Source organism: Halomonas sp. DN3 (assembly GCF_024137905.1).
Lineage (GTDB): Bacteria > Pseudomonadota > Gammaproteobacteria > Pseudomonadales > Halomonadaceae > Halomonas > Halomonas litopenaei.
Window position 1 is genome coordinate 3,231,519 of the sequence record NZ_CP099965.1, and the last position, 20,498, is coordinate 3,252,016.

At 64.4% G+C, this 20,498-nt stretch carries 18 protein-coding genes; 12 read left to right on the top strand and 6 right to left on the bottom strand.

What is annotated here, in order from left to right; genetic code table 11:
• Window positions 1-130 precede the first annotated feature (130 nt).
• The 9 genes from NKF27_RS14050 to NKF27_RS14090 all read left to right on the top strand — a co-directional run bounded on the left by NKF27_RS14050 (window position 131) and on the right by NKF27_RS14090 (window position 9,164).
• Window positions 131-721 carry a pseudouridine synthase gene (locus NKF27_RS14050; protein ID WP_253552497.1) on the top strand — a complete coding sequence of 197 codons (591 nt, stop codon included), beginning with the start codon at window positions 131-133 and terminating at the stop codon, window positions 719-721.
• On the top strand, window positions 718-1,167 hold the full coding sequence (locus tag NKF27_RS14055) for an NUDIX domain-containing protein (protein WP_045992993.1): 450 nt from the start codon (window positions 718-720) through the stop codon (window positions 1,165-1,167). The genes NKF27_RS14050 and NKF27_RS14055 overlap by 4 nt, the downstream gene beginning before the upstream one ends.
• A 68-nt stretch (window positions 1,168-1,235) precedes the next feature.
• On the top strand, window positions 1,236-2,348 hold the full coding sequence (gene mnmA / locus NKF27_RS14060; protein ID WP_253552499.1) for a tRNA 2-thiouridine(34) synthase MnmA: 1,113 nt from the start codon (window positions 1,236-1,238) through the stop codon (window positions 2,346-2,348).
• On the top strand, window positions 2,345-2,983 hold the full coding sequence (gene hflD, locus NKF27_RS14065) for a high frequency lysogenization protein HflD (protein WP_253552501.1): 639 nt from the start codon (window positions 2,345-2,347) through the stop codon (window positions 2,981-2,983). The genes mnmA and hflD overlap by 4 nt, the downstream gene beginning before the upstream one ends.
• Window positions 2,984-3,023: 40 nt before the next feature.
• A complete protein-coding gene (gene purB / locus NKF27_RS14070; RefSeq protein WP_045992915.1) occupies window positions 3,024-4,397 on the top strand; it encodes an adenylosuccinate lyase in 1,374 nt (457 codons plus the stop codon).
• Window positions 4,398-4,523: 126 nt separating this feature from the next.
• A complete protein-coding gene (locus NKF27_RS14075) occupies window positions 4,524-5,711 on the top strand; it encodes a cupin domain-containing protein (protein ID WP_253552508.1) in 1,188 nt (395 codons plus the stop codon).
• Window positions 5,704-6,132 (top strand): GNAT family N-acetyltransferase, encoded by a 429-nt coding sequence (locus NKF27_RS14080; RefSeq protein ID WP_124804137.1) that lies wholly within the window; start codon window positions 5,704-5,706, stop codon window positions 6,130-6,132. The genes NKF27_RS14075 and NKF27_RS14080 overlap by 8 nt, the downstream gene beginning before the upstream one ends.
• A gap of 460 nt (window positions 6,133-6,592) precedes the next feature.
• Window positions 6,593-8,188, top strand: a complete 1,596-nt coding sequence (locus tag NKF27_RS14085; RefSeq protein WP_253552510.1) for an isocitrate lyase — start codon at window positions 6,593-6,595, stop codon at window positions 8,186-8,188.
• Between the two features lie 505 nt (window positions 8,189-8,693).
• Window positions 8,694-9,164 (top strand): glycine zipper 2TM domain-containing protein, encoded by a 471-nt coding sequence (locus NKF27_RS14090; RefSeq protein ID WP_108449068.1) that lies wholly within the window; start codon window positions 8,694-8,696, stop codon window positions 9,162-9,164.
• Window positions 9,165-9,333: 169 nt separating this feature from the next.
• Here NKF27_RS14090 and NKF27_RS14095 read toward each other — a convergent pair whose 3' ends face one another.
• The gene (locus NKF27_RS14095) at window positions 9,334-9,609 is read right to left on the bottom strand and encodes a hypothetical protein (RefSeq protein ID WP_045992920.1); all 276 of its coding nucleotides are present in this window, start codon (window positions 9,607-9,609) and stop codon (window positions 9,334-9,336) included.
• 220 nt (window positions 9,610-9,829) lie between these two features.
• Here NKF27_RS14095 and NKF27_RS14100 point away from each other — a divergent pair, with 220 nt between their 5' ends.
• Window positions 9,830-10,312, top strand: a complete 483-nt coding sequence (locus tag NKF27_RS14100) for a peptidylprolyl isomerase (RefSeq protein WP_045992921.1) — start codon at window positions 9,830-9,832, stop codon at window positions 10,310-10,312.
• A gap of 147 nt (window positions 10,313-10,459) precedes the next feature.
• Here the strand turns inward: NKF27_RS14100 and NKF27_RS14105 are convergent, their stop codons facing one another.
• On the bottom strand, window positions 10,460-11,104 hold the full coding sequence (locus tag NKF27_RS14105) for a CDP-alcohol phosphatidyltransferase family protein (RefSeq protein WP_253552512.1): 645 nt from the start codon (window positions 11,102-11,104) through the stop codon (window positions 10,460-10,462).
• Window positions 11,105-11,214: 110 nt separating this feature from the next.
• Window positions 11,215-13,473 (bottom strand): FAD-dependent oxidoreductase, encoded by a 2,259-nt coding sequence (locus NKF27_RS14110; RefSeq protein ID WP_108133255.1) that lies wholly within the window; start codon window positions 13,471-13,473, stop codon window positions 11,215-11,217.
• 341 nt (window positions 13,474-13,814) lie between these two features.
• On the opposite strand from NKF27_RS14110, the gene msrA reads away from it, so the two are divergent.
• Window positions 13,815-14,456: a peptide-methionine (S)-S-oxide reductase MsrA gene (msrA, locus tag NKF27_RS14115; RefSeq protein WP_253552514.1), complete on the top strand. Its 642-nt coding sequence runs from the start codon at window positions 13,815-13,817 to the stop codon at window positions 14,454-14,456.
• Window positions 14,457-14,572: 116 nt separating this feature from the next.
• Here the strand turns inward: msrA and NKF27_RS14120 are convergent, their stop codons facing one another.
• Complete coding sequence (locus tag NKF27_RS14120) at window positions 14,573-15,793, bottom strand: MFS transporter (protein ID WP_253552516.1); 1,221 nt, start codon at window positions 15,791-15,793, stop codon at window positions 14,573-14,575.
• 88 nt (window positions 15,794-15,881) lie between these two features.
• Here NKF27_RS14120 and NKF27_RS14125 point away from each other — a divergent pair, with 88 nt between their 5' ends.
• Window positions 15,882-16,769, top strand: coding sequence for a LysR family transcriptional regulator (locus NKF27_RS14125; protein WP_213228859.1), 888 nt, complete (start codon window positions 15,882-15,884; stop codon window positions 16,767-16,769).
• A gap of 138 nt (window positions 16,770-16,907) precedes the next feature.
• Here NKF27_RS14125 and NKF27_RS14130 read toward each other — a convergent pair whose 3' ends face one another.
• Together NKF27_RS14130 and NKF27_RS14135 are read right to left on the bottom strand one after the other, a co-directional pair.
• Window positions 16,908-17,534: a C40 family peptidase gene (locus NKF27_RS14130; RefSeq protein WP_231498679.1), complete on the bottom strand. Its 627-nt coding sequence runs from the start codon at window positions 17,532-17,534 to the stop codon at window positions 16,908-16,910.
• Between the two features lie 239 nt (window positions 17,535-17,773).
• Complete coding sequence (locus tag NKF27_RS14135; RefSeq protein WP_253552518.1) at window positions 17,774-20,230, bottom strand: DUF1266 domain-containing protein; 2,457 nt, start codon at window positions 20,228-20,230, stop codon at window positions 17,774-17,776.
• Window positions 20,231-20,498: the final 268 nt, after the last annotated feature.

Genomic DNA, 20,498 nt, shown 5'->3' on the forward strand with positions numbered 1-20,498 from the left:
CAGGTCTATTCAGTGGAGCGCGGAGTATAGCATTACCCCCCGCGCCCGGAGTAGGCTTTGTCGACAATCTTTGGAAAAGGCCTAAACGGCCCGCCGCCACGCCTTCCGAGCCAGATCATCGAGCCCGCCCATGAGTCAACTTTATCTGCTGCACAAGCCCTATCGGGTGCTGTCCCAGTTCACCGATGACCAGGGACGCAATACCCTGGCCTCGCTGATCGACGTGCCGGACATCTATCCGGCCGGCCGCCTCGACTACGACTCCGAAGGCCTGTTGTTGCTCAGTGACGATGGCGAGTTGATTCATCGTATCAGCCACCCGCGCCACAAGCAGCCCAAGACCTATCGAGTGCTCGTCGAGGGACAGCCTGACGATCGGGCCTTGAAGGCGCTCGCCGAAGGGGTCACTCTCAAGGATGGACCCACCCGGCCGGCCAAGGTCCGTCGGCTGACGACCAGCGGGCTGCCAGAGCGCACGCCGCCCCTGGACCCGAAGCGCCACCCCGACACCTGCTGGCTGGAGCTGACCATCAGCGAGGGGCGCAACCGCCAGGTGCGCAGGATGACCGCCCATGTGGGCCACCCGACGCTGAGGCTGGTGCGCGTCGCCATCGGCCCCTGGCGACTCGACGGTCTGGCCCCGGGACAATGGCAACGCCAGACGCTGCACGCGCCAAAGCGCCCCCGGGGCTCTGCCCCTACGACAAGGAGACGCCGATAATGCGCTGGACCCCCTACGTGACCGTGGCCACGGTGGTCGAACGAGCCGGTCGTTTCCTGCTGGTGGAAGAGGACCGCGGCGGCCCTCATACCCTGTTCAACCAGCCCGCCGGCCATCTGGAGCCCGGCGAGCGCATCCGCGACGGGGCCCTGCGCGAGGTCGCCGAGGAAACCGCCTGGCGGGTCGGCATCACCGACTACCTGGGCATGTACGTGTACGAGGCCCCAGACGGCAAGACCTTCCACAGCCACGCCTTCTTCGGCATGGCGCTGGCCCATCTGGGCACCGAACTGGACCGGGATATCATGGCCATCCACTGGCTGACCCTGGAGGACGTCGAGGCGCTGGAACGAGAGGGCCGTCTGCGCAGCCCGCTGGTGATCAAGCGCATCCGCGACGCCCTGGCCGGCAAGACCTTCCCGATGGAGGTGCTGCACGAACGCTGAGGCTTCGGTTGACGGGTGCAATTCGTGTATAATCACCGCCCATTTGCCCCACCACTCCGAGAGTCGTTATGTCAGCGTCCACCGGCAAAGTCATCGTCGGCATGTCCGGCGGCGTCGATTCCTCCGTTTCCGCCCTCCGCCTGCTCCAACAGGGCTATCAGGTGGAAGGGCTGTTCATGAAGAACTGGGATGAGGACGACGGCACCGAATACTGCACCGCCATGGAAGACCTGGCGGACGCCGAAGCGGTGTGCAAGAAGCTCGGCATCCCCCTGCACACGGCCAACTTTGCCGCCGAGTACTGGGACAACGTGTTCGAGCACTTCCTCGCCGAGTACAAGGCCGGGCGCACACCGAACCCCGACATCCTGTGCAACCGCGAAATCAAGTTCAAGGTGTTCCTCGACTACGCCGAGATGCTCGGCGCCGAGATGATCGCCACCGGTCACTATGTTCGCCGCGGCGAGCGCGACGGCCGCCCGCGACTGCTCAAGGGACTCGACGGCAACAAGGACCAGAGCTACTTCCTGCACGCCGTGCCGGAAGCCGCCATCGCGCGCACCCTGTTCCCGGTGGGCGAGATCGAAAAGCCCGAGGTTCGCGCCATCGCCGAACAGCACGATCTGGTTACCGCAAAGAAGAAGGACTCCACCGGTATCTGCTTCATCGGCGAGCGCCGCTTCAGCGACTTTCTCAAGCAGTACCTGCCGGCCCAGCCGGGGAGCATCGAGACACCGGACGGCGACGTCATCGGCGATCACATGGGCCTGATGTACTACACCTTGGGCCAGCGCCAGGGCCTCGGCATCGGCGGTCTCGCCAACTATTCGGAAGACCCCTGGTACGTGGCCGGCAAGGACCTCGAGCGCAACGTGTTGATCGCGGTTCAAGGCAAGCATCACCCTCTGTTGTACACCGACAGCCTGGCCACCGAGGCGATGGATTGGGTCGCCGGTGAGCCGCCTTGCGTCGAGGGGCGCTTCAGCGCCAAGACCCGCTATCGTCAGGACGACGTGCCATGCACGCTGACGACCCGGGCCGATGGCGGCGTCGCGGTACACTTCGACGACCCACAGCGGGCCGTGACACCGGGCCAATCGCTGGTCATCTACGACGGTGACGTCTGCCTCGGCGGCGGCGTCATCCGGTCCACCTGGAACGCCGAGGAGCGAGCGGCATGACCGATTCGGTACCTATCCACCGCGCCCCCGAGTCCCCGGCGGCTCGCCAGGCGATCGCCCTGGCCGGCGTATTTCAGGCCGCCCATCTGGTCGACGAGCTGGCGCGCACCGGCCAGGTCGACAGCCGCGCCTGGGACACTCAGATCACCGCCACCTTGGAAACCAGTCCGCCGACCTTCGAATCCATCTATGGCGGGCATCCCAACAATCTGCGCCTGGGGCTCGAGACCCTGGAGGCAGTACTCGGCCGACGCCAGGCCAACCCGGTGGTGATGCGCTACGGCTTCAGCCTGATGCTGCTGATGAACAAGTTGCGCACCCAGCCCGACATGATGGACGCGCTCGGCACCCACCTGACCCGAATCCAGGGCCAGGTTGAACACTTCGGTCCGACCCATGAGAACGTCGTGGCGAGCCTCGGCGAGGCCTATCAGCAGACGCTTTCCACCTTCAAGAACCGAATCGTGGTCCAAGGCGACCCTTCGCTGCTGCAAAGCCGGATGATGCCGGAGCGGGTCCGCGCCTGCCTGCTCTCCGGCATTCGCTTCGGCCTGCTGTGGCACCAGCAGGGCGGACGTCGCTGGAAGCTGATCTTCCAGCGGGGCAGCCTCAAGCGCGCCCTGGACACCCTCTGATCCCTCGATCTTCCTTTCCTACCCGTACCGGAAAACCGCCATGCAACTCTCCGCTCTCACCGCCCTCTCTCCCGTCGACGGTCGCTACGGCAGCAAGGCCGAATCACTGCGCGAACACTTCAGCGAATTTGGCCTGATCCGCGCTCGCGTCATCGTCGAGATCCGCTGGCTGGAGCGCCTGGCCGCGCACCCGCAGATCACCGAGGTGCCGGAGCTGTCGGCCACCGCCACGGCCTTCCTGGATGGCCTGGTCAAGAACTTCAGCGAAGCCGACGCGGCGCGCATCAAGGACATCGAGCGCACCACCAACCACGACGTCAAGGCGGTCGAGTACTGGATCAAGGAAGCCATTGCCGACAATGCAGAGCTGCATGCCGTCACCGAGTTCGTGCACTTCGCCTGCACCAGCGAGGACATCAACAACCTGTCCTACGGCGTGATGCTGCGCGATGGCCTCGACAGCCTGCTGCCGACCATGCGCCAGGTGGCCGACGAGATCGCCCGTCTGGCCGAAGAGCACGCTGCCGTGCCAATGCTGTCGCGCACCCATGGCCAGACCGCCAGCCCCACCACCCTGGGCAAGGAAATGGCCAACGTGGCCTACCGTCTGCGCCGCCAGCTCAAGCAGATCGAAAGCGCCGAGGTACTGGGCAAGATCAACGGCGCCGTGGGCAACTACAACGCCCACCTGGCCACCTACCCGGACATCGACTGGGAAGCCAACGCTCGCACCTTCGTCGAAGGCCTGGGCCTGACCTTCAATCCCTATACCACCCAGATCGAACCCCACGACTATATCGCCGAGCTGTTCGACGCTGTGTGTCGCTTCAACACCATCCTGATCGACTTCGATCGTGACGTCTGGGGCTACATCTCGCTGGGTTACTTCAAGCAGCGCACCGTGGCCGGCGAGATCGGCTCCTCGACCATGCCGCACAAGGTCAACCCGATCGACTTCGAGAACTCCGAGGGCAATCTGGGCCTGGCCAATGCCATCCTCGCCCACCTGGCCCAGAAGCTGCCGATCTCCCGCTGGCAGCGTGACCTGACCGACTCCACCGTGCTGCGCAACCTGGGCGTCGGCCTGGCCTACGGCCTGATCGCCTACCAGGCCTCGCTGAAGGGTATCGGCAAGCTCGAGGCCAACCCCCAGCGTCTGGCCGAGGACCTGGACACCAGCTGGGAAGTGCTGGCCGAGCCAATCCAGACGGTGATGCGTCGCTACGGCATCGAGAAGCCCTACGAAAAGTTGAAGGAGCTGACCCGCGGCAAGCGCATCGACCAGGCCGGTTTTGCCGCCTTCATCGATGGCCTGGAACTGCCCGACGAGGTCAAGGCAGAGCTCAAGCAGCTGACCCCCGGCAACTACATCGGCAATGCCGTCGAGCAGGCTCGCGCCCTGCCGCAGCACTGAGCCGGAACCGCTGACAGAACCCCGCTTCACCCCGCCAATCGGTGGGGTGAGGCGTTTCTGGAGCCCTCTCTTCGGGGCCGGGGCCGATACCTAGCCCGCTACTCCCAATCACCATCAGGATTCCTCATGTCAACTGATACCCCCCTCACCCTGCTGGGCGGCCTGACATCGGCAGAGTTCCTGCGCGATGTCTGGCAACAGCAACCGCTGCTGATCCGTGGCGCCTTCCCCGACTTCGACAACCCGCTGACGCCAGACGAACTGGCCGGGCTCGCCTGCGAGGACAACATCGAGACACGCCTGGTCGAGGAACAGGGCCCCGACGGACCCTGGCAGGTCAGCCACGGCCCCTTCGACGAGGCCACCTTCGCCCGCCTGCCGGAGCGCGACTGGACCCTGCTGGTACAGGCGGTGGATCACTATGTGCCGGAGGTCGCCGCCCTGCTGGAGGACTTCACCTTCCTGCCGCGCTGGCGCCTGGATGACATCATGGTCAGCTACGCGCCTCCGGGGGGCAGTGTCGGCCCGCACCTGGACCAGTACGATGTCTTCCTGCTCCAGGGCAGCGGTCAGCGCCGCTGGCAGCTTGGCGGCAAGGTGGCCGATGACGCACCCATCGTGCGCGGCATCGACCTGCGTATCCTCGAGACCTTCGAGGTCAACGCCGAACAGGACTGGGTGCTGGAGCCCGGCGACATGCTCTACCTGCCCCCCGGCTGGGCGCACCATGGGGTCAGTCAGAGCGATGACTGCATGACCTACTCGGTGGGCTTTCGCGCCCCCTCGGCGGACGAGGCGATCACCTCCTTCGCCGACTACCTGGGTGAGCAGCAACCCCCCTCTCGCCGCTACGGCGATGCCGGAATGACCCCGGCCGAGGACCCGGGCGAACTCGATCAGGCGGCGCTGTCACGCATGCGCCAGTTGATCCTCGAGACCCTGGACGATCCGGCCCAGATGGCCCAGTGGTTCGGCCGGGTGATGACCCAGCCCAAGTACGTGGACCAGCTCGAACCCAGCGAGACACCGACAGCGCCAGACGAGCTTGTTGCTGCACTACAGGAAGGCGAGGTGCTGGTGGCCGCGCCGGGCTCTCGCTTCGCCTGGCACGCGCTGGCGGACGACCGGGCCACCCTGTTTGCCGACGGCGACGGCATCGACTGCGATCTGGCGCTGGCCCGCGAGATCGCCAACCGCGGCGAGTTCGACGCCTCGCTGCTCGACTACCCCGGCGCCGCCGAGGTGCTGACACGGCTGTTCGACGCCGGCAGCCTTGGCTGGCCGGTCGACGACATGGAGGACGACGATGCCTGAGGTGGTGATCGAACAGGGAAGCTGGGAACAACTGGGCGAAGCGGCCGGTGACATTCGCTATCGCGTCTTCGTCATCGAACAACAGGTGCCGATCGAGGAAGAGTGGGACGGCCTCGACCCCGACTGCCTGCATTTCCTGGCGCGGCAGGACGAGCGTGTACTGGGTACGGCGAGACTGCTGCCCGATGGCCATATCGGTCGCGTGGCGGTGCTTGCCGAAGCCCGGGGACTCGGCGTCGGCGTGGCGCTGATGCGCGCCACCATCGAGGCTGCGCGACAGCGTGGTCACTCGAGCGTCGAGCTCGCCGCCCAGACCCATGCGCTCGGTTTCTACGAAGCCCTGGGCTTCCGCGCCGAGGGAGATATCTTCCTCGACGCCGGGATTCCGCATCGCAATATGACCCTCTCCCTGAACGACTGACCTCTCCGTCAGCTCCTCCGTTCAGGAAACTCGACTACAGGAATGTGCCTCTGCGGCGCTTTCCTGTAGTCGGACTACAACGCCTTGTCCCCCCAAGTACCAATGGCGAACCCCCGCCGCTGTGGGCCATAGTCACAACCATGGCGCAGCGGACAGACCTCGATGGCGAGTCAGATCGCTCACTTTGTAGTCGACCTCTACCGTTCCGCCAAGATTCGACCAAGGCCGTAAAGACTTCTCGGCCAAGGTGCAGGAACCTGACTACACTTCGCAGGTGCAGCATGGCATGGCGAGCAGTCGATCCTCTTGCAATGACGCCAACCGCAAGAGCCTGCAAGCCACTGGAGCCAAAGGCCGGTCGAAAGCGACCGCCCCGACACCGCCCCACACCATGGATGCCAGGCAAGTCGTATCAGAACGTCGAACCAAACAGTCGATTCAACATCAGGACGGCCCGATCATGACCTTTCGTGAAGAACTGAAGACCCTGACCCAGCTTCGTGAAGCCCAGCGCGGCAAGTGGGACAACATCGATCCGGAAAGCGCCGCCCGCATGCGCGTGCAGAACCGTTTCCGCACTGGTCTCGACATCGCTCGCTACACCGCCGCCATCATGCGCGAGGACATGGCCGCCTACGACGCCGACACCGCCAACTACACCCAGTCACTGGGCTGCTGGCACGGCTTCATCGGTCAGCAGAAGCTGATTTCCATCAAGAAGCACTTTGGCAACACCAAGCGCCGCTACCTCTACCTGTCCGGCTGGATGGTCGCCGCCCTGCGCAGCGAGTTCGGTCCGTTGCCCGACCAGTCCATGCACGAGAAGACCAGCGTGGCATCGCTGATCGAGGAGCTCTACACCTTCCTGCGCCAGGCCGACACCTGGGAGCTCAACCACCTGTTCCGTGCCCGAGAAGAAGCCAAGGAAGCCGGTGACAGCGCCAAGGTCGACGATCTGACCAACCAGATCGACAACCACGAAACGCACATCGTGCCGATCATCGCCGACATCGACGCCGGTTTCGGCAACGCCGAGGCCACCTACCTGCTGGCCAAGAAGATGATCGAGGCCGGTGCCTGCTGTATCCAGCTCGAGAACCAGGTGTCCGACGAGAAGCAGTGCGGCCACCAGGACGGCAAGGTCACCGTGCCCCACGAGGACTTCATCGCCAAGATCAACGCCGTACGTTACGCCTTCCTTGAACTGGGCGTGGATGATGGGGTGATCGTGGCCCGTACCGACTCCCTGGGTGCCGGCCTGACCCAGAAGATCGCGGTCACCAGCGAGCCAGGCGACCTGGGCGATCAGTACAACAGCTTCCTCGACGGTGAAGAGATTTCCTCGGCCTCCGATATCGACAACGGCGACGTGGTGATCAAGCAGAACGGCAAGCTGGTCAAGGTCAAGCGTCTCGCCTCCGGCCTCTATCAGTTCAAGCCTGGCACCGGCGAAGACCGTGTGGTGCTGGACTGCATCACCAGCCTGCAGAACGGTGCCGATCTTTTGTGGATCGAGACCGAAAAGCCCCACGTCGGCCAGATCGCCGGCATGGTCAACCGCATCCGCGAGGCGGTGCCCAACGCCAAGCTGGTCTACAACAACTCGCCGTCGTTCAACTGGACGCTGAACTTCCGCCAGCAGGTGTTCGACGCCTGGGAAGCCGAAGGCAAGGACGTCTCCGCCTACGAGCGTGCCGATCTGATGAACGCACGCTACGACGACACTGAGCTTGGCCAACTGGCCGACGAGTGGACGCGCAACTTCCAGCGTGACGCCGCCCGCGAGGCAGGCATCTTCCACCACCTGATCACCCTGCCGACCTACCACACGGCCGCCCTGTCTACCGACAACCTGGCCAAGGGCTACTTCGGCGACGAGGGCATGCTGGCCTACGTGGCGGGTGTGCAGCGCCGCGAGATCCGCGAGGGTATCGCCACCGTTCGCCACCAGGACATGGCCGGCTCCAATATCGGTGACGACCACAAGGAGTTCTTCCACGGCGACGCGGCGCTCAAGGCCGGCGGCAAGGACAACACCATGAACCAGTTCGGCTGAGGATCGCGGGCCAGCGGCACCCAGTCACTGAGCCCAGACACTGAGCCCTGTGACTGTGAGAAAGGGAGGCCATTGGCCTCCCTTTTTGCTGTCCGTGACCTTGCCCTGCCAAGCCAGCCTTTCCTTCTTCCCTGGCAAGGGCCTACTCTCGAACTAGCACGTCTGGCTCCAGCGAGTCCGACAACTGCAGCAATGCGACTCCCTCCGATGCCCATTGGCCTGGCAGGTCCGGTTCGGCATATGATGAATGTCAGGAAAGCGCTGTCGGCGCGACTCAGTGGCAGTCGCGGGGCGACAAGGGCGACAGGCGGACGGCCACCATGGGACGGACGAGACCCGAACATCGTTGGATCCGGGGAACCATCGCCCTGTCAAAGCCTCCAAACAGGCGTTACACTATTTTCGAACAGCGTTTGCGAACTTTGGTGCGGTACCACTACAAGCGAATGTGACCCGAACCGATGCGTTCAGAATGCGGCGCAGAAGACATTCAAGGAGAATCGCCATGAAAACATCCATCCTTCCTGTCCTGGCGCTGAGCGTCGTGGTGCTTGCCGGCTGCACCGCCACCAATCAGTACTCGGGCAACGTCTATTCCGGCAACCAGGCACAGACCGCCCAGAACGTGCAGTTCGGCACCATCACCGCCCTGCGTCGCGTCCAGATCCAGGGTGAAAGCTCCGCCGGCGGCATCCTCGGCACCGGTGGTGGCGCGGTGATCGGTGGCCTGCTCGGCAACCAGGTCGGCGGCGGTTCCGGTCGCACCATCGCCACCGCCGCAGGTGCCATCGGTGGCGCCGTGGCCGGCAACCAGATCGAGAAAGGCGTCAACCGCACCGACGCCTGGGAGATGGAGATTCGCAAGGACAGCGGCCAGACCGTGGTCGTCGTGCAGAAGGCAGACCAGGCCTTCCAGGTGGGGCAGCGTGTTCGCCTCATCGGCAGCGGTTCACGTCAGAGTGTTGCCCCCTACTGAGGGCTTGACGAAGGCGCTCGCGAAAGGGGCTTGTCCTTGTAAGCGACAACAGCACTTCGCTCCGCCGCAAACATCTCTGCGTTACATACAAAGGGCCCCGAGGCGTATCCGCCTCAGGGCCCTTTCGGTGATCACCAGGTGAACGCCAGGTGATTCACGTCACCACCGACTAGTGGACCTTGCCCATCACCCAGCAGCCCAGCTTGCAGCCCACCAGGGCGATGATGCCGATCACCAGCAGTGTCATCAGCATATCGATGGGGAAGACGATGAAGGTGGCCCCCAGCACGGCAAGGGCGGGGCACCAGATCCACTGGTCATCGTCACTGCGCAGCACCGCCGGCAGCAGGCTGCCCAGGGCACAGCTCAGGCCCTTGTCCCAGGCCTTGATCATCACCGCCAGCAGTACCGCAAAGGCCAGCACCCAGATCACAAATAGCGTCATGTTCAGCTCCGCAAGAAAAGCGTGAAAGGCAGAATCGAAAAATCTCACAAGAGGGTATCCCCACCACCGATACTGCGCAACAACCCGAAGGTGGCAGAGGGCGCGCGTGAATACCGTTCAGGATATGACCACACAAGGTGAAAAATGTCCCACGCCCCTGACAGCCCCAGCACCCACGCGTTACCATGCGTCCTCACACGCACTCACCAAAGGTTCATCAATGCAAATTGCGCAAAATTCCGTTGTCGCGTTCCACTACACCCTGACCAATGATGCAGGTGAAGTGCTGGACAGCTCGGAAGGCCGCGAGCCGCTGACCTACCTCCACGGCGCCGGCAACATCATTCCGGGTCTGGAAAAGGAACTCGAAGGCAAGGCCGCCGGCGACAAGGTCAACGCCAAGGTTGCCCCCGCCGAAGGTTACGGCGAAGTACAGGAGCAGCTGGTCCAGGAAGTGCCGCGTGACGCCTTCCAGGGTGTCGAGAGCATCGAGCCGGGCATGCAGTTCCAGGCGCAGACCCAGGGCGGTCCGCTGATGGTCACCGTGACCCAGGTCGAAGGCGACACCGTCACCGTCGACGGCAACCACCCGCTGGCCGGCCAGAACCTGAACTTCGACGTCGAGATCGCCGAAGTCCGTGAAGCCAGCCAGGAAGAAATCGAGCACGGCCACGTGCACGGCGAAGGCGGCCACGAGCACTGATCAGCGCTACGCTCGTTGGAAGCACCACGAGCATGCATGATCAAGTGCCGGCATGGTCAAAAGAAAGGGCAGCCCAGGCTGCCCTTTCGCGTGTCTGAGTATCACGTCTGATGAAAGACCCCTCGCCTCGCAAGCCACGACCGGGGATCAGCTTCTGTCCTCGGCGCCAGCGCCTCGCTCGATAGCCCTGAGGGTATGATAGCCGCCCCATAGCCGAGTGGCGGTGGTCAGCAGACAGGCCGCGGCGAACAGCCCAGCCAGCACAGGAAAGTGCGCCGGCCACAGACAAAAGGCCACCAGCGCCAGCACGGTCTCGGTACCTTCGGTCAGGCCGTGCAGATAGTAGAAGGCCTTGCGCTGGAAGCGTGGGCGCTCGAGATCATGCCGCGCCGCCATGATGGCGAAGGCCAGAAAGGACGTCCCGGTGCCGATAAAGGCAAACAGCAGCAGCGCTGCCGGCAAGGCGTTGCGCTCGCTGTCGGCCAGGGCAAAGCCGAGCACCACGGCGGCATAGAAGACGAAGTCCAGCCCGATATCGAGAAATCCCCCGGCATCGCTGGGCGTACCCCGACGGCGCGCCAGCGCCCCGTCCAGGCCATCGGCGAGTCGATTGAGGAGGATCGCCGCCAGCGCCCATCCATAGGCCTGAACGGCCAGCAGCGGCAGTGCCAGCAAGCCGATAAGAAATCCCGCCAGAGTCACCTGATCAGGCGTCACCTTGCAGCGCTCCAGCATCTTGACCAGAGGCGCCAGGGGCGCCTGGGTTCTGGGCATGGTCCAGCGATCCAGCATAAAAGTCTCGTCAGCAGTAAAACGTCGATTCGGTAAAAGGAAAGCACAAGCGGCGGGCCAGGGCCCACCGCTTGTGTCTTCAGCTCCAGGCTACTGCCTGGGCGGTTCGCTCAGTCGTTGGACTGGGCAGAGGACAGCGACGATGCTTCGTGTCGCTCAGGGCTCGCACCGGCTCTGTCTCCCGTCACCGGCTGGCTTGAGGAATCGGCGTCGTCTCCCCCGCCTCGCCGCCAATTGAAGTAACGCTCCAGATACCCCAGGACCCGCTCGGGCTTGTTTGCGTTCTTCCACACCCCGGCGGCGGCCTTTACGGCTTCCGAATGGGTCGGGTACGGGTGGATGGTCCCCAACAGCTTGTTCAGTCCGATACCGCGGGTCATCGCCAGGGTGAACTCCGCCAGCATCTCGCCAGCGCCAGCACCGACAATGGTGGCACCGAGAATGCGATCCTTGCCTGGTACGGTCAGCACCTTGACGAATCCGGTGGTATCGCCCTCGGCGATGGCCCGGTCGAGCTCGGACAAGGAATAGCGGGTGACCTCGAAGGGCACCTTCTGCTCCTTGGCCTCGCGCTCGTTGAGCCCCACTCGCGCCACCTCCGGGTCACAGAAGGTGACCGCCGGTAGCGCCCGATAGCTCACATTGAAGCGCTTGAATTCGCCAAACAGGGCATTGACGGTGGCGTGCCAGGCCTGATGGGCGCTGGCATGGGTCAGCTGGAAGGGCCCGACCACATCGCCACAGGCCCAGACATTGGGCAGCACAGACTGCAGCCCGCCATCCACGTCCAGGGTGCCGTTGTCGCGAGTGCCCACGCCCAGCTCTTCAAGCCCGAGCCCCTCGACGTTGGCCTGTCGACCCACCGCCACCAGCAACTGATCGAACTCCAGTTGCTCGATACGTGTCTCGCCTGCCTCGTTGACCTCGATCTCGAGTCGATGGAGATCGCCGTCACCGGCCACCACCTTGAGCGCCCGGGTCGACAGGCACAGCGTCACGCCGCTGGCCTCGAGCCCCTGAGCCGCCTCCCTGGCGACGTCCTCGTCTTCGCGTGGCAAGAGTTGCGGGCCCATCTCCACCAGGGTGACCTGGCTACCCAGCCGGGCGAAGCTCTGGCCCAGTTCACTGCCGATCGGACCACCACCAAGCACCACCAGGCGCTTCGGCAATGCCTTTAGCTCCCACAGATTGTCGGAGGTCAGCACCTCGATATCCTCGATCCCCGGCAACGGCGGGACTCTGGGGCGGGCACCGCTGGCGATGATCACGTGACGGGTGGTCAGCACCTGTTCGCCAACCTGCACCCGCCAGGGATCGAGCAGCCTGGCTTCTCCTTCGACCACATCGACGCCCAGGCCCCGATAACGTTCCGGACTATCATGGGGCTCGACCTCGGCGATGGCGCCGTGGACGTGGCCCATCACAGCGGCGAAGTCGACGCTTGGCTCACCGGCGCTGACACCATAGGACGGCGCCCGACGAATGTCCTCGGCGGCGCGAGCGGCGCGAATCAATGCCTTGGACGGCACACAGCCGGTATTGAGGCAGTCGCCGCCCATGCGGTGGCGCTCCACCAGGGTCACCTTGGCCTTCACCGCCGCGGCAATATAGCTTGCCACCAGGCCCGCCGAGCCCGCACCGATCACGACGATATCCCGGTCAAAACGCGACGGGCGCTGGTATTCGTCGGCGAGCCGGCGACGCTTGAGCACCGCCACCACTGCCTTGGCGATCCAGGGAAACAAGCCGATCAACACAAAGGACAGGATCAGCCCTGGCGACAGGATGCCCGCCAGCGACTCGAGTTCACCCAGTTCCCGGCCAGCATTCACGAACACCATGGTACCCGGCAGCATGCCGAGCTGGCTGACCCAATAGAAGGTGGACAGACGCATGCGGGTCAGGCCGACCACCAGGTTGATCACGAAGAAGGGGAAGATCGGAATCAGCCGCAGCGTGAACAGGTAGAAGGCGCCTTCGCGCTCGATGCCGCCGTTGATTCGCGCCAGCTGGCGCGAGAAACGCGTCTCCAGCGTCTCACGCAGCAGGGTCCGGGCGATCACCGCGGCAAGGGTCGCGCCCAGCGAACTGGCGAAGGACACCAGCACCAGACCGATCCAGAAGCCGAACAAGGCCCCCGCCAGCAGCGTCAGCAACCCCGCCCCAGGCAGCGACAGCGCCGCCATCAGGATATAGACCGCGAAGAAGCCACCGGCCACGGTCCAGGGGTCCTCGTGGAACCACTGTTGAAATTGCGCCTGCTGGGCCTTGATCGCGTCCAGCGTAAAGGCCTCGTTGGCGCCGGTGACAAAGAACGCCACCACGGCGACGGCAATCAGTGCCAGCAAGATCCATTTGTTACGGGTCACCCGCTTCTCCTTCTAGGTCAACTGGTGTCGATGATCGGGTCGATGATCGATAGGTAGCCGTGGCCAGCAGCAGCGGCGCCCGTTGTCCTGCGCCCGTCCTGCGCCCGTCCTGCGACGAGACGATGACGTTACCAGGAGCTGTGCGGCCGGCTATCGGGATGCAATCGAGAGTAGCAGTCTGCCTGAGTCGCGCACAGGCGACCGAGCCTTACGACCGAAAATGCAAAAAATCATCCCCTTATCGACAGCGCATGTAAGGATGCGCCTGCCACAATGACTGAACCAACCGGGAACTGCCCTACTCGAACCTTACAATGACGCAATCCTGACGGAGCCTACGAATGCGATATCCCTTCAATCAGCGTACCTTCCTGCTGGCCGGCCTGCTGACTGGTGCCGTGCTTTCCACGACCCCCGCCCTCGCCGCCGAAGAAAAGGCCATCTTCGCTGGAGGCTGCTTCTGGTGTGTCGAGGACGCCTTCGACAAGATCGATGGCGTCGAGGCTACCGTCTCTGGCTATGCGGCGGGCAACACCGACAACCCCACCTACGAAACCGTCAGCGCGGGGGGCACTGGACACGCCGAAGTGGTGGAAGTCACCTTCGACAGCGACACGGTGAGCTACCAGGAGCTGCTCTACGTCTTCTGGCGCAATATCGATCCCTTCGTCGCCAACCGTCAGTTCTGCGATGAAGGTGATTCCTATCGCTCCGCCCTGCTGCCACTCAACGATGAACAGCGCGAACTGGCCGAGGCCAGCAAGGCGGACATCGCCGAGCGCTTCGACCAGCCGATCGAGACCACCATCGAAGATCCCGGCACCTTCTATCCGGCCGAGGACTATCACCAGAACTACTACCAGAAGAACAAGGTGCGCTACACCTTCTACAAGAACGCCTGCGGCCGTCCTGATCGACTCGAGGAAATCTGGGGAGACGAAGCCATGCCCCACGACGTGCCTGCCTCGTCCGCAGCATCCTGACGGCGCGGCGCTGACAGCAACGTCATGACACACCGATCGACCCTGGTGCGGGCCAAGGTCGATCGGTCTCTGCAACGCATCTGCAACCTATCAGCAACCGCGTCGCTGTAGCGGACTCATACGTGTTCGAGTCGACGCTCGACGACGCGCTGGTGTTGTGCACGCTGCAGCCGCTTTCCTAGCCGCCAGGACAGCCAGCCCGTGGTCGCCAGCACCAGCCAGCTGGCCGCCACCACCCCAGGCCAGCCCCGCCACAGCCAGAACGGCTCGAGCCACAGCGGCCCGAGACTCGCCCCCAGGTAGTAGAACACCAGATAGAGCGCCGATGCGCCGCCTCGTCCTTCGCGGGCCTGGCGACCGACCCAGCCCGAAGCGGTGGCGTGGCACAGAAAGAAGCCGAAGGCGCTGAGGGTCAAGGCGGCAATGATGACGGCGAGCATCGGTATCAGGGACAGACCCAGCGCCAGCATCATGATGACAACGCCCAACCCCATGGTGGCGGGCGCTCCCGCTCTGGCGACGACCCTGGCAGATAACGTCGAGCCCAGAGTACCGCCCAGGTAGGTCAGAAACAGCAGGCCCAGCCAGCGGGGCCCGAGAGCAAAGGGTGCCTCGGCCAGACGAAAGGTCATGTAGCTGTACTGGTTGATGAACACCAGGAAGTTGAGACCACCGATCAGATAGGCCGACAGCAGCCATGGGTTGGCCAGGTGGCCACGCATCTGGCGGCAGGCGTGCCCCGCTCGAAAGGGTTGAGGGGCAAAGGCGCTGGCCGCCGGCAGCAGCCACCAGAACACCGCCACGCCCACCAGGGTCAAACCGCCAACCGCCACGAAGCTCGCCTGGACGCCATACCATTCACCGATGACGCCTCCCAGCACGCGACCACCGATACCGCCCAGGGTATTGGCCGCGATATAGAGCCCCACGGCTCGACTCATCGCCTCCGGCGAGAACTCATCGCCCATCCAGGCGATCGCCACCGCCGGCAGCCCTCCCAGGGCGACCCCCTGCAGCACGCGAGCGACCAGCAGCCAGTCGAGCCCAGGCGCAAATGCCGCCAACAGTGTCGCGAGAGCTGCCACCGACAGGCTCGCACGCATGATACCGCCCCGCCCGATGGCGTCGGACAAGGGCCCGTAGACCAGCAACGAGAGCGCCAGGGTAAGGGTGGCAAGCGACATCACCAGGCCCACCTTCAGGGTCGAAGCCTCATGGATATCGCGCAGCAGCGGCAGCAATGGCTGGGGGGCGTAGAGGTTGATGAACACCAGCATCGAGCCCAGACACAGGGCGAGGGTCGCCCTGCGCCAGGCAGGGGTATTGGCGTGAATCATGGTGGTCTCCGGTTGGCCTCGCCCATCTTCCATGCTTCACTACCATCACACCAACAGAAGAAAATGATGCTATCCATCACATTCCCTTATGTCGCTACCCTTTGACCTGCGCTCGCTGTCGCTGTTTGTCGCGGTGGTGGACCACGGCGGCTTCAGCGCCGCCGCCCGCGCCCGTCACATCGCCCAGTCCGCCGTCAGCCAGACCATCGCAGGCCTGGAGCGACGCCTCGACACTCGTCTGTTCGAGCGCCATGATCGGCGTGTTCGACTGACACCAGAAGGTGAGGTGCTGCTGGAACATGCCCGACGGCTGCTCGCCGACGCCAGTGCCACCGAACTGGCGCTGAAGGAACTCAACGGCCTGGTAAAGGGCGAAGTGCGCATCGGCATCCCCTCGATGCTGGGTTCCTACTATCTGCCGCCGCTGCTGATGGGCTTTGCCGCACGCCACCCAGGCATCCGCATGACGGTGATCGAGGCGGGCGCCCGCCGACTGCAGGCAATGATCAAGGCTCGCGAGCTGGACCTGGGAATCGTGGTCGAGGATGGCAGTACCTGCGAACTGGAAACCGAGGCCCTGCTACGTGCCGAGATGGTGGTCTGCACGCCCCGGGACCACCCCTTCACGGCACGCCACAGCGTGACCCCGGAAGCCTTTCTGAGCGAGCCCCTGGTGCTGTTTCAGGACGGCTATTTTCACCGCGAGTTTGTCGACGCCATGGCCCGACGGCTGGATATCCAGCCCCGCCTGACGTTCCAGTCGAATCTGATCCCGCTGACCAAGGCCATCGTCCGCCAGGGCTTTGGCATCACCACCTTTCTGCGTCGGGTGATCGAGGAGGACGATCTGTCGGCGGTGTCCTTTGACCCCGCCGCCTGGCTGACCCTGTCGCTGGCCTGGCAGCCCCAGGGCTACCTGTCACGCGCCGAGCGCGCCTTTATCGACTACGCCCTGTCGCAACGCGACTCGTTGTAGCCCTGGAGGCGCCGAAGGCTCGCCAAGGACTGGCCGAAGCCTCGCCAACCAAGCCCAAGGCGACCCAACGCAAACGGGGCGAGCCCAGTGAAAGGCTCGCCCCGTTGTGGTGGCGACGTCGATGGCGCCGAGGACGCTTCAGCCGCCCATGCCCGCCGGGCTGTAGGCGAACTGGCGCATGCTCAACCGGGTGGGTTCCAGCGGTCGACGCGCCTGCCAGTAGTAGCGGCGCCAGTAGCTGTTATCCAGCTTGGAGATCATCACACCGCGCGACGATGAGGCGTGCAGAAAGCGCCCCTGGCCGACGTAAATGCCGACGTGGCGGTTGCCCGGAGGACGAAAGAACACCAGGTCGCCGGGAGACAGCTGATCACGTGTAATCGGTTCGCCGGTATGGACCTGACTGCCGGTGGTGCGCGGCAGTTGCACCTGGAAGGCGTCGCTGAAGATGTTCTGCACCAGCGCCGAGCAGTCGATGCCGCTCATGCCGGTGCCGCCGAAACGATAGGGCGTACCCGCCCAGCGATCGTGCTCCGCCATCAGCGCCTCGCGGATGGCAGCGGCGGGATCTTCAAGGAAGCTGCCCCCTGCCGCTGGGTCCTCCAGCGGGGACATGCGCGAGGCGGCGCGTTCGGCCAGGCTCGGCATATCGCGGGAAAAGTAGTCGTTATCGGCGGTATTCTGGTAGTTCGATGCCGCACAGCCTGACAGCAGGCCAAGCAACACCATCGCCGCTGTCACGCGGCTTGTCTGGGCGACGCTCATGCGACACACACCTCATTCCCTGAACCGGCTGGCTGACGGCCTGCCGGCGCCCAAGAGCCGCTGTGGAAGTGACGCACTCGTGTCACTACCATAACGCCCCTCAGCTGCAAGTTTGACAATTCGGCCTCCTTCTTGATGGGAGGCCTGACGAAAGATCAACACGATACTAGCCAAAATTATCCGATCTGACGATAGATCAGGACAATTTTTTGGCGTTTTTTTCTGCTGTTTCGCGACGATCAGTGCAGGGTTCGTCCATCTCCCGGCAAGGTATCGATGTGAAGCGGTGCCCAATGGCGGGGACGCGCACCCGGGAAATCCAGGCTGGCCCAGGTGCCGGCGAGGGGCGGAGCGCCCGACAGCCAGGCCACCAGCGCCTGGCGGAAGCTAGCCAGAAACGCTTCGCGCTCAGGGGTTTCCCCCATGAAGAACGAAAATCCTGCATAGAGACCCCGGGCATACTCCTGCCAACCGGCGTAGTGCTCCGACGCCAACTGGTGCGCACGCTCGAGCAGTGCCAGGAAGTCCTGCTGAGCCAGCCAGCCCAGCTGGCGACCGGCGATCGCCAGGTCGACCGCCTGGGCCAGGTCCCAGGCGCACATGTCGACGTCATTGCACTGGTCGGCGTTGTCACGTACCCGCAGCAGGCGCTCCAGGTGATTGCGCTCTTCCTCGTTGCACTCACCGGACTCCAGGGTCGCAATCTCGGAATTCAGGCGCGCGCTGTTGAGGGTGTAGGGCGCGTAGTTGATCTGATATTCCTGGCGATCACCGGCGTCCAGCAGAAAGCGCACGAAATCGATCAGCTCGGTGGCGGAGTGCAGGCCGTAGTGTCCATCGATCCACTCCAGGATCGAAGCCCCTTCCCGGTCGCTTTCCGGCTGCGGCAGGCTCCAGGCGGCGGTGTTCAAGGGTCCCACCAGCGACAGCGCGGTAAAGTGCATCAGGCTCGGACGCTCGCCAGGCTCGCGCCAATCGCCGCTGCGCCACTCGAGCCAGTGGAACAGGCTACCCGGATCGTCCAGGTGCCAGCGAATCTCGTAGGTCAAGGAAGGCTGATCCGGTTCCGGCAACAGCGCATCCCAGGTCGCCCAGGCCTCGAGCAGGCGCTTGGGTGTGCTGTAGAACCGACACAGCACATCGCGCAGGGACGCCGCCATATCGGTCAGGCTGTCCTCGTCGAACTGCTCACTGTCCATGCTCATCAGCAAGTAGAAGGCATACTTCTCGGCCATATGGATGGTCGCCGAATGGCGGGTCGCCCTGGCCAGGCCATCACGACCTGCCAGATCCGCCTGGGGCGCATCACCAAAGGGGGTTCTGGCCGAAGGCAGCGCTCGATGCGCCGCGTCAGCCGCCAGCTGATTGAGATGATGGGCCTGGGCCGGCAGCCAGTAGCGCACCAGTGAGCGGGCGCCCTCGTCGGGGTGCAGATCGAGGGTCTCCGCCAGGTACTTGCGCGCCTCGTCACGACGCGCCTGGGGCAGCGGCGGAATCGGCCCCTGACGTGCCGCCAGCTCGGGTTCACGCACCGAGGCCAGCGCCAGCACCCAGTGGCGAGGCGAGGCGCGCCACTGCCTGGCCGCCTGACGTGATGCCTCGACCTGCTCCTGGTCGAGCAACTCCTGCAACGAGCCATGCCAAGGGCTCACCGGCGAGCCCATCAGCAACTGCCAGTCGGCTGCCAGGGTCGGCAGCCGGTCCTGACCTTCGAACAGACCACGGCCGCGCTGATAGGAGCGCGCCAGGGCGCTCCAGTCGCTGTAGCGACGCTGGACCAGATCGCCTGCGTGATGCGCCAGCAGCGACGCTTCCTGGGGTGTCAGCCAGCCGATGCAGCTGCCGGCCCAGGCCAGATCCACCGCCCTCAGCCAGTCCCAGGCGGCCCACTCCAGCGGCTCCCCCTGATCCACGTAGCGGCACAGCAGGCGGCCGTATGGGCGCTCCTGAGGCGCCAGCCCCTCACACCAGGCCTGGCGTTCGCCGGCACTGACCGCCATCAACCGCGCGGCGTCGATATCCCAGCCCTGCCGATCCCCCTGACTGGTCAGCCACAGCAAGGCGCGCTTGAGATCCTCGGCGCCGTGAATCTGCCAGACTTCCCCCAGCCAGGCCTCGACCCCGTCCCAGTCATCGATGCTGGCCGGCGTCATCAGTACCGGCGAGAAGGCCGCCCGCAATCGCCAGACGCGATCTTCCGGGCTGTCGGGCCAGAGGGCGGCGGCAGGCTCGCGACTCAGCGCAGTGCCGAGCAACGGCCAGGTGATGCCGGCACCCTCGCCTTCCAGCTTCGACAGTGCCCGGCAGGTATCGAGCAAGCCCTCATCGCCGCGAAGCCAGCCTTCGCCGCTGCGGGAGGCGCAGAGTGCCTCCAGCCATTCATCCAGGCTTGCGTGACGATGGTGGATGTCACTGCACAGGCGTGCTGCCCAGCCACGACTCACCTCGGCCGACATCCATCCCGACGCCCCTGCCAGGGCCACCAGCTCAAGCGCTCCCAGCAGATGGGAGGCAGGCAGCGTGTTCGACGCATTGAGCTCGAGCAGGCGCCACCCCAGTTCGCCCCGGTCGGGGATCTCGAGGGCGGCCAATCGCTCACGTGCCGCCTCTTCAGGCAGCATCAAGGGGTCAGGCATAAAGGCCCAGTCGCACAGCACCAGTTGCTGAGCCCACCAGGCATTGAGCGGATCAACCAAGTCTCACCTCGCAGAAACACGGAGTCAGGCCAGCCCGGTCCGGCCTGACACAAGGCGCCAAGGACCATCGCTTCGGGCAGCTAGAAGTCGGCGACACAGTGTACCGGAAACTGTTCGCCACGCCGATGGCGATTGTTGCCGATAGATCTTCCAGACCTGGGCCTCGAGGGCCAGACAAGCCTCATCGATGCATTCTTCGAACGGGCGTAAAAAATTCCGATCACAGCCCTTGGCGAGATGTTTCAAATAATGCACACTCGTCAATCAT

Coding starts and splice junctions, on each gene's coding strand:
- NKF27_RS14085 (WP_253552510.1), top strand. CDS start 6,593: ATGACCTTTCGTGAAGAACTGAAGACCCTGACCCAGCTTCGTGAAGCC.
- mnmA (WP_253552499.1), top strand. CDS start 1,236: ATGTCAGCGTCCACCGGCAAAGTCATCGTCGGCATGTCCGGCGGCGTC.
- NKF27_RS14095 (WP_045992920.1), bottom strand. CDS start 9,609: ATGACGCTATTTGTGATCTGGGTGCTGGCCTTTGCGGTACTGCTGGCG.
- NKF27_RS14050 (WP_253552497.1), top strand. CDS start 131: ATGAGTCAACTTTATCTGCTGCACAAGCCCTATCGGGTGCTGTCCCAG.
- NKF27_RS14105 (WP_253552512.1), bottom strand. CDS start 11,104: ATGCTGGATCGCTGGACCATGCCCAGAACCCAGGCGCCCCTGGCGCCT.
- purB (WP_045992915.1), top strand. CDS start 3,024: ATGCAACTCTCCGCTCTCACCGCCCTCTCTCCCGTCGACGGTCGCTAC.
- msrA (WP_253552514.1), top strand. CDS start 13,815: ATGCGATATCCCTTCAATCAGCGTACCTTCCTGCTGGCCGGCCTGCTG.
- NKF27_RS14130 (WP_231498679.1), bottom strand. CDS start 17,534: ATGAGCGTCGCCCAGACAAGCCGCGTGACAGCGGCGATGGTGTTGCTT.
- NKF27_RS14100 (WP_045992921.1), top strand. CDS start 9,830: ATGCAAATTGCGCAAAATTCCGTTGTCGCGTTCCACTACACCCTGACC.
- NKF27_RS14075 (WP_253552508.1), top strand. CDS start 4,524: ATGTCAACTGATACCCCCCTCACCCTGCTGGGCGGCCTGACATCGGCA.
- hflD (WP_253552501.1), top strand. CDS start 2,345: ATGACCGATTCGGTACCTATCCACCGCGCCCCCGAGTCCCCGGCGGCT.
- NKF27_RS14120 (WP_253552516.1), bottom strand. CDS start 15,793: ATGATTCACGCCAATACCCCTGCCTGGCGCAGGGCGACCCTCGCCCTG.
- NKF27_RS14080 (WP_124804137.1), top strand. CDS start 5,704: ATGCCTGAGGTGGTGATCGAACAGGGAAGCTGGGAACAACTGGGCGAA.
- NKF27_RS14090 (WP_108449068.1), top strand. CDS start 8,694: ATGAAAACATCCATCCTTCCTGTCCTGGCGCTGAGCGTCGTGGTGCTT.
- NKF27_RS14125 (WP_213228859.1), top strand. CDS start 15,882: ATGTCGCTACCCTTTGACCTGCGCTCGCTGTCGCTGTTTGTCGCGGTG.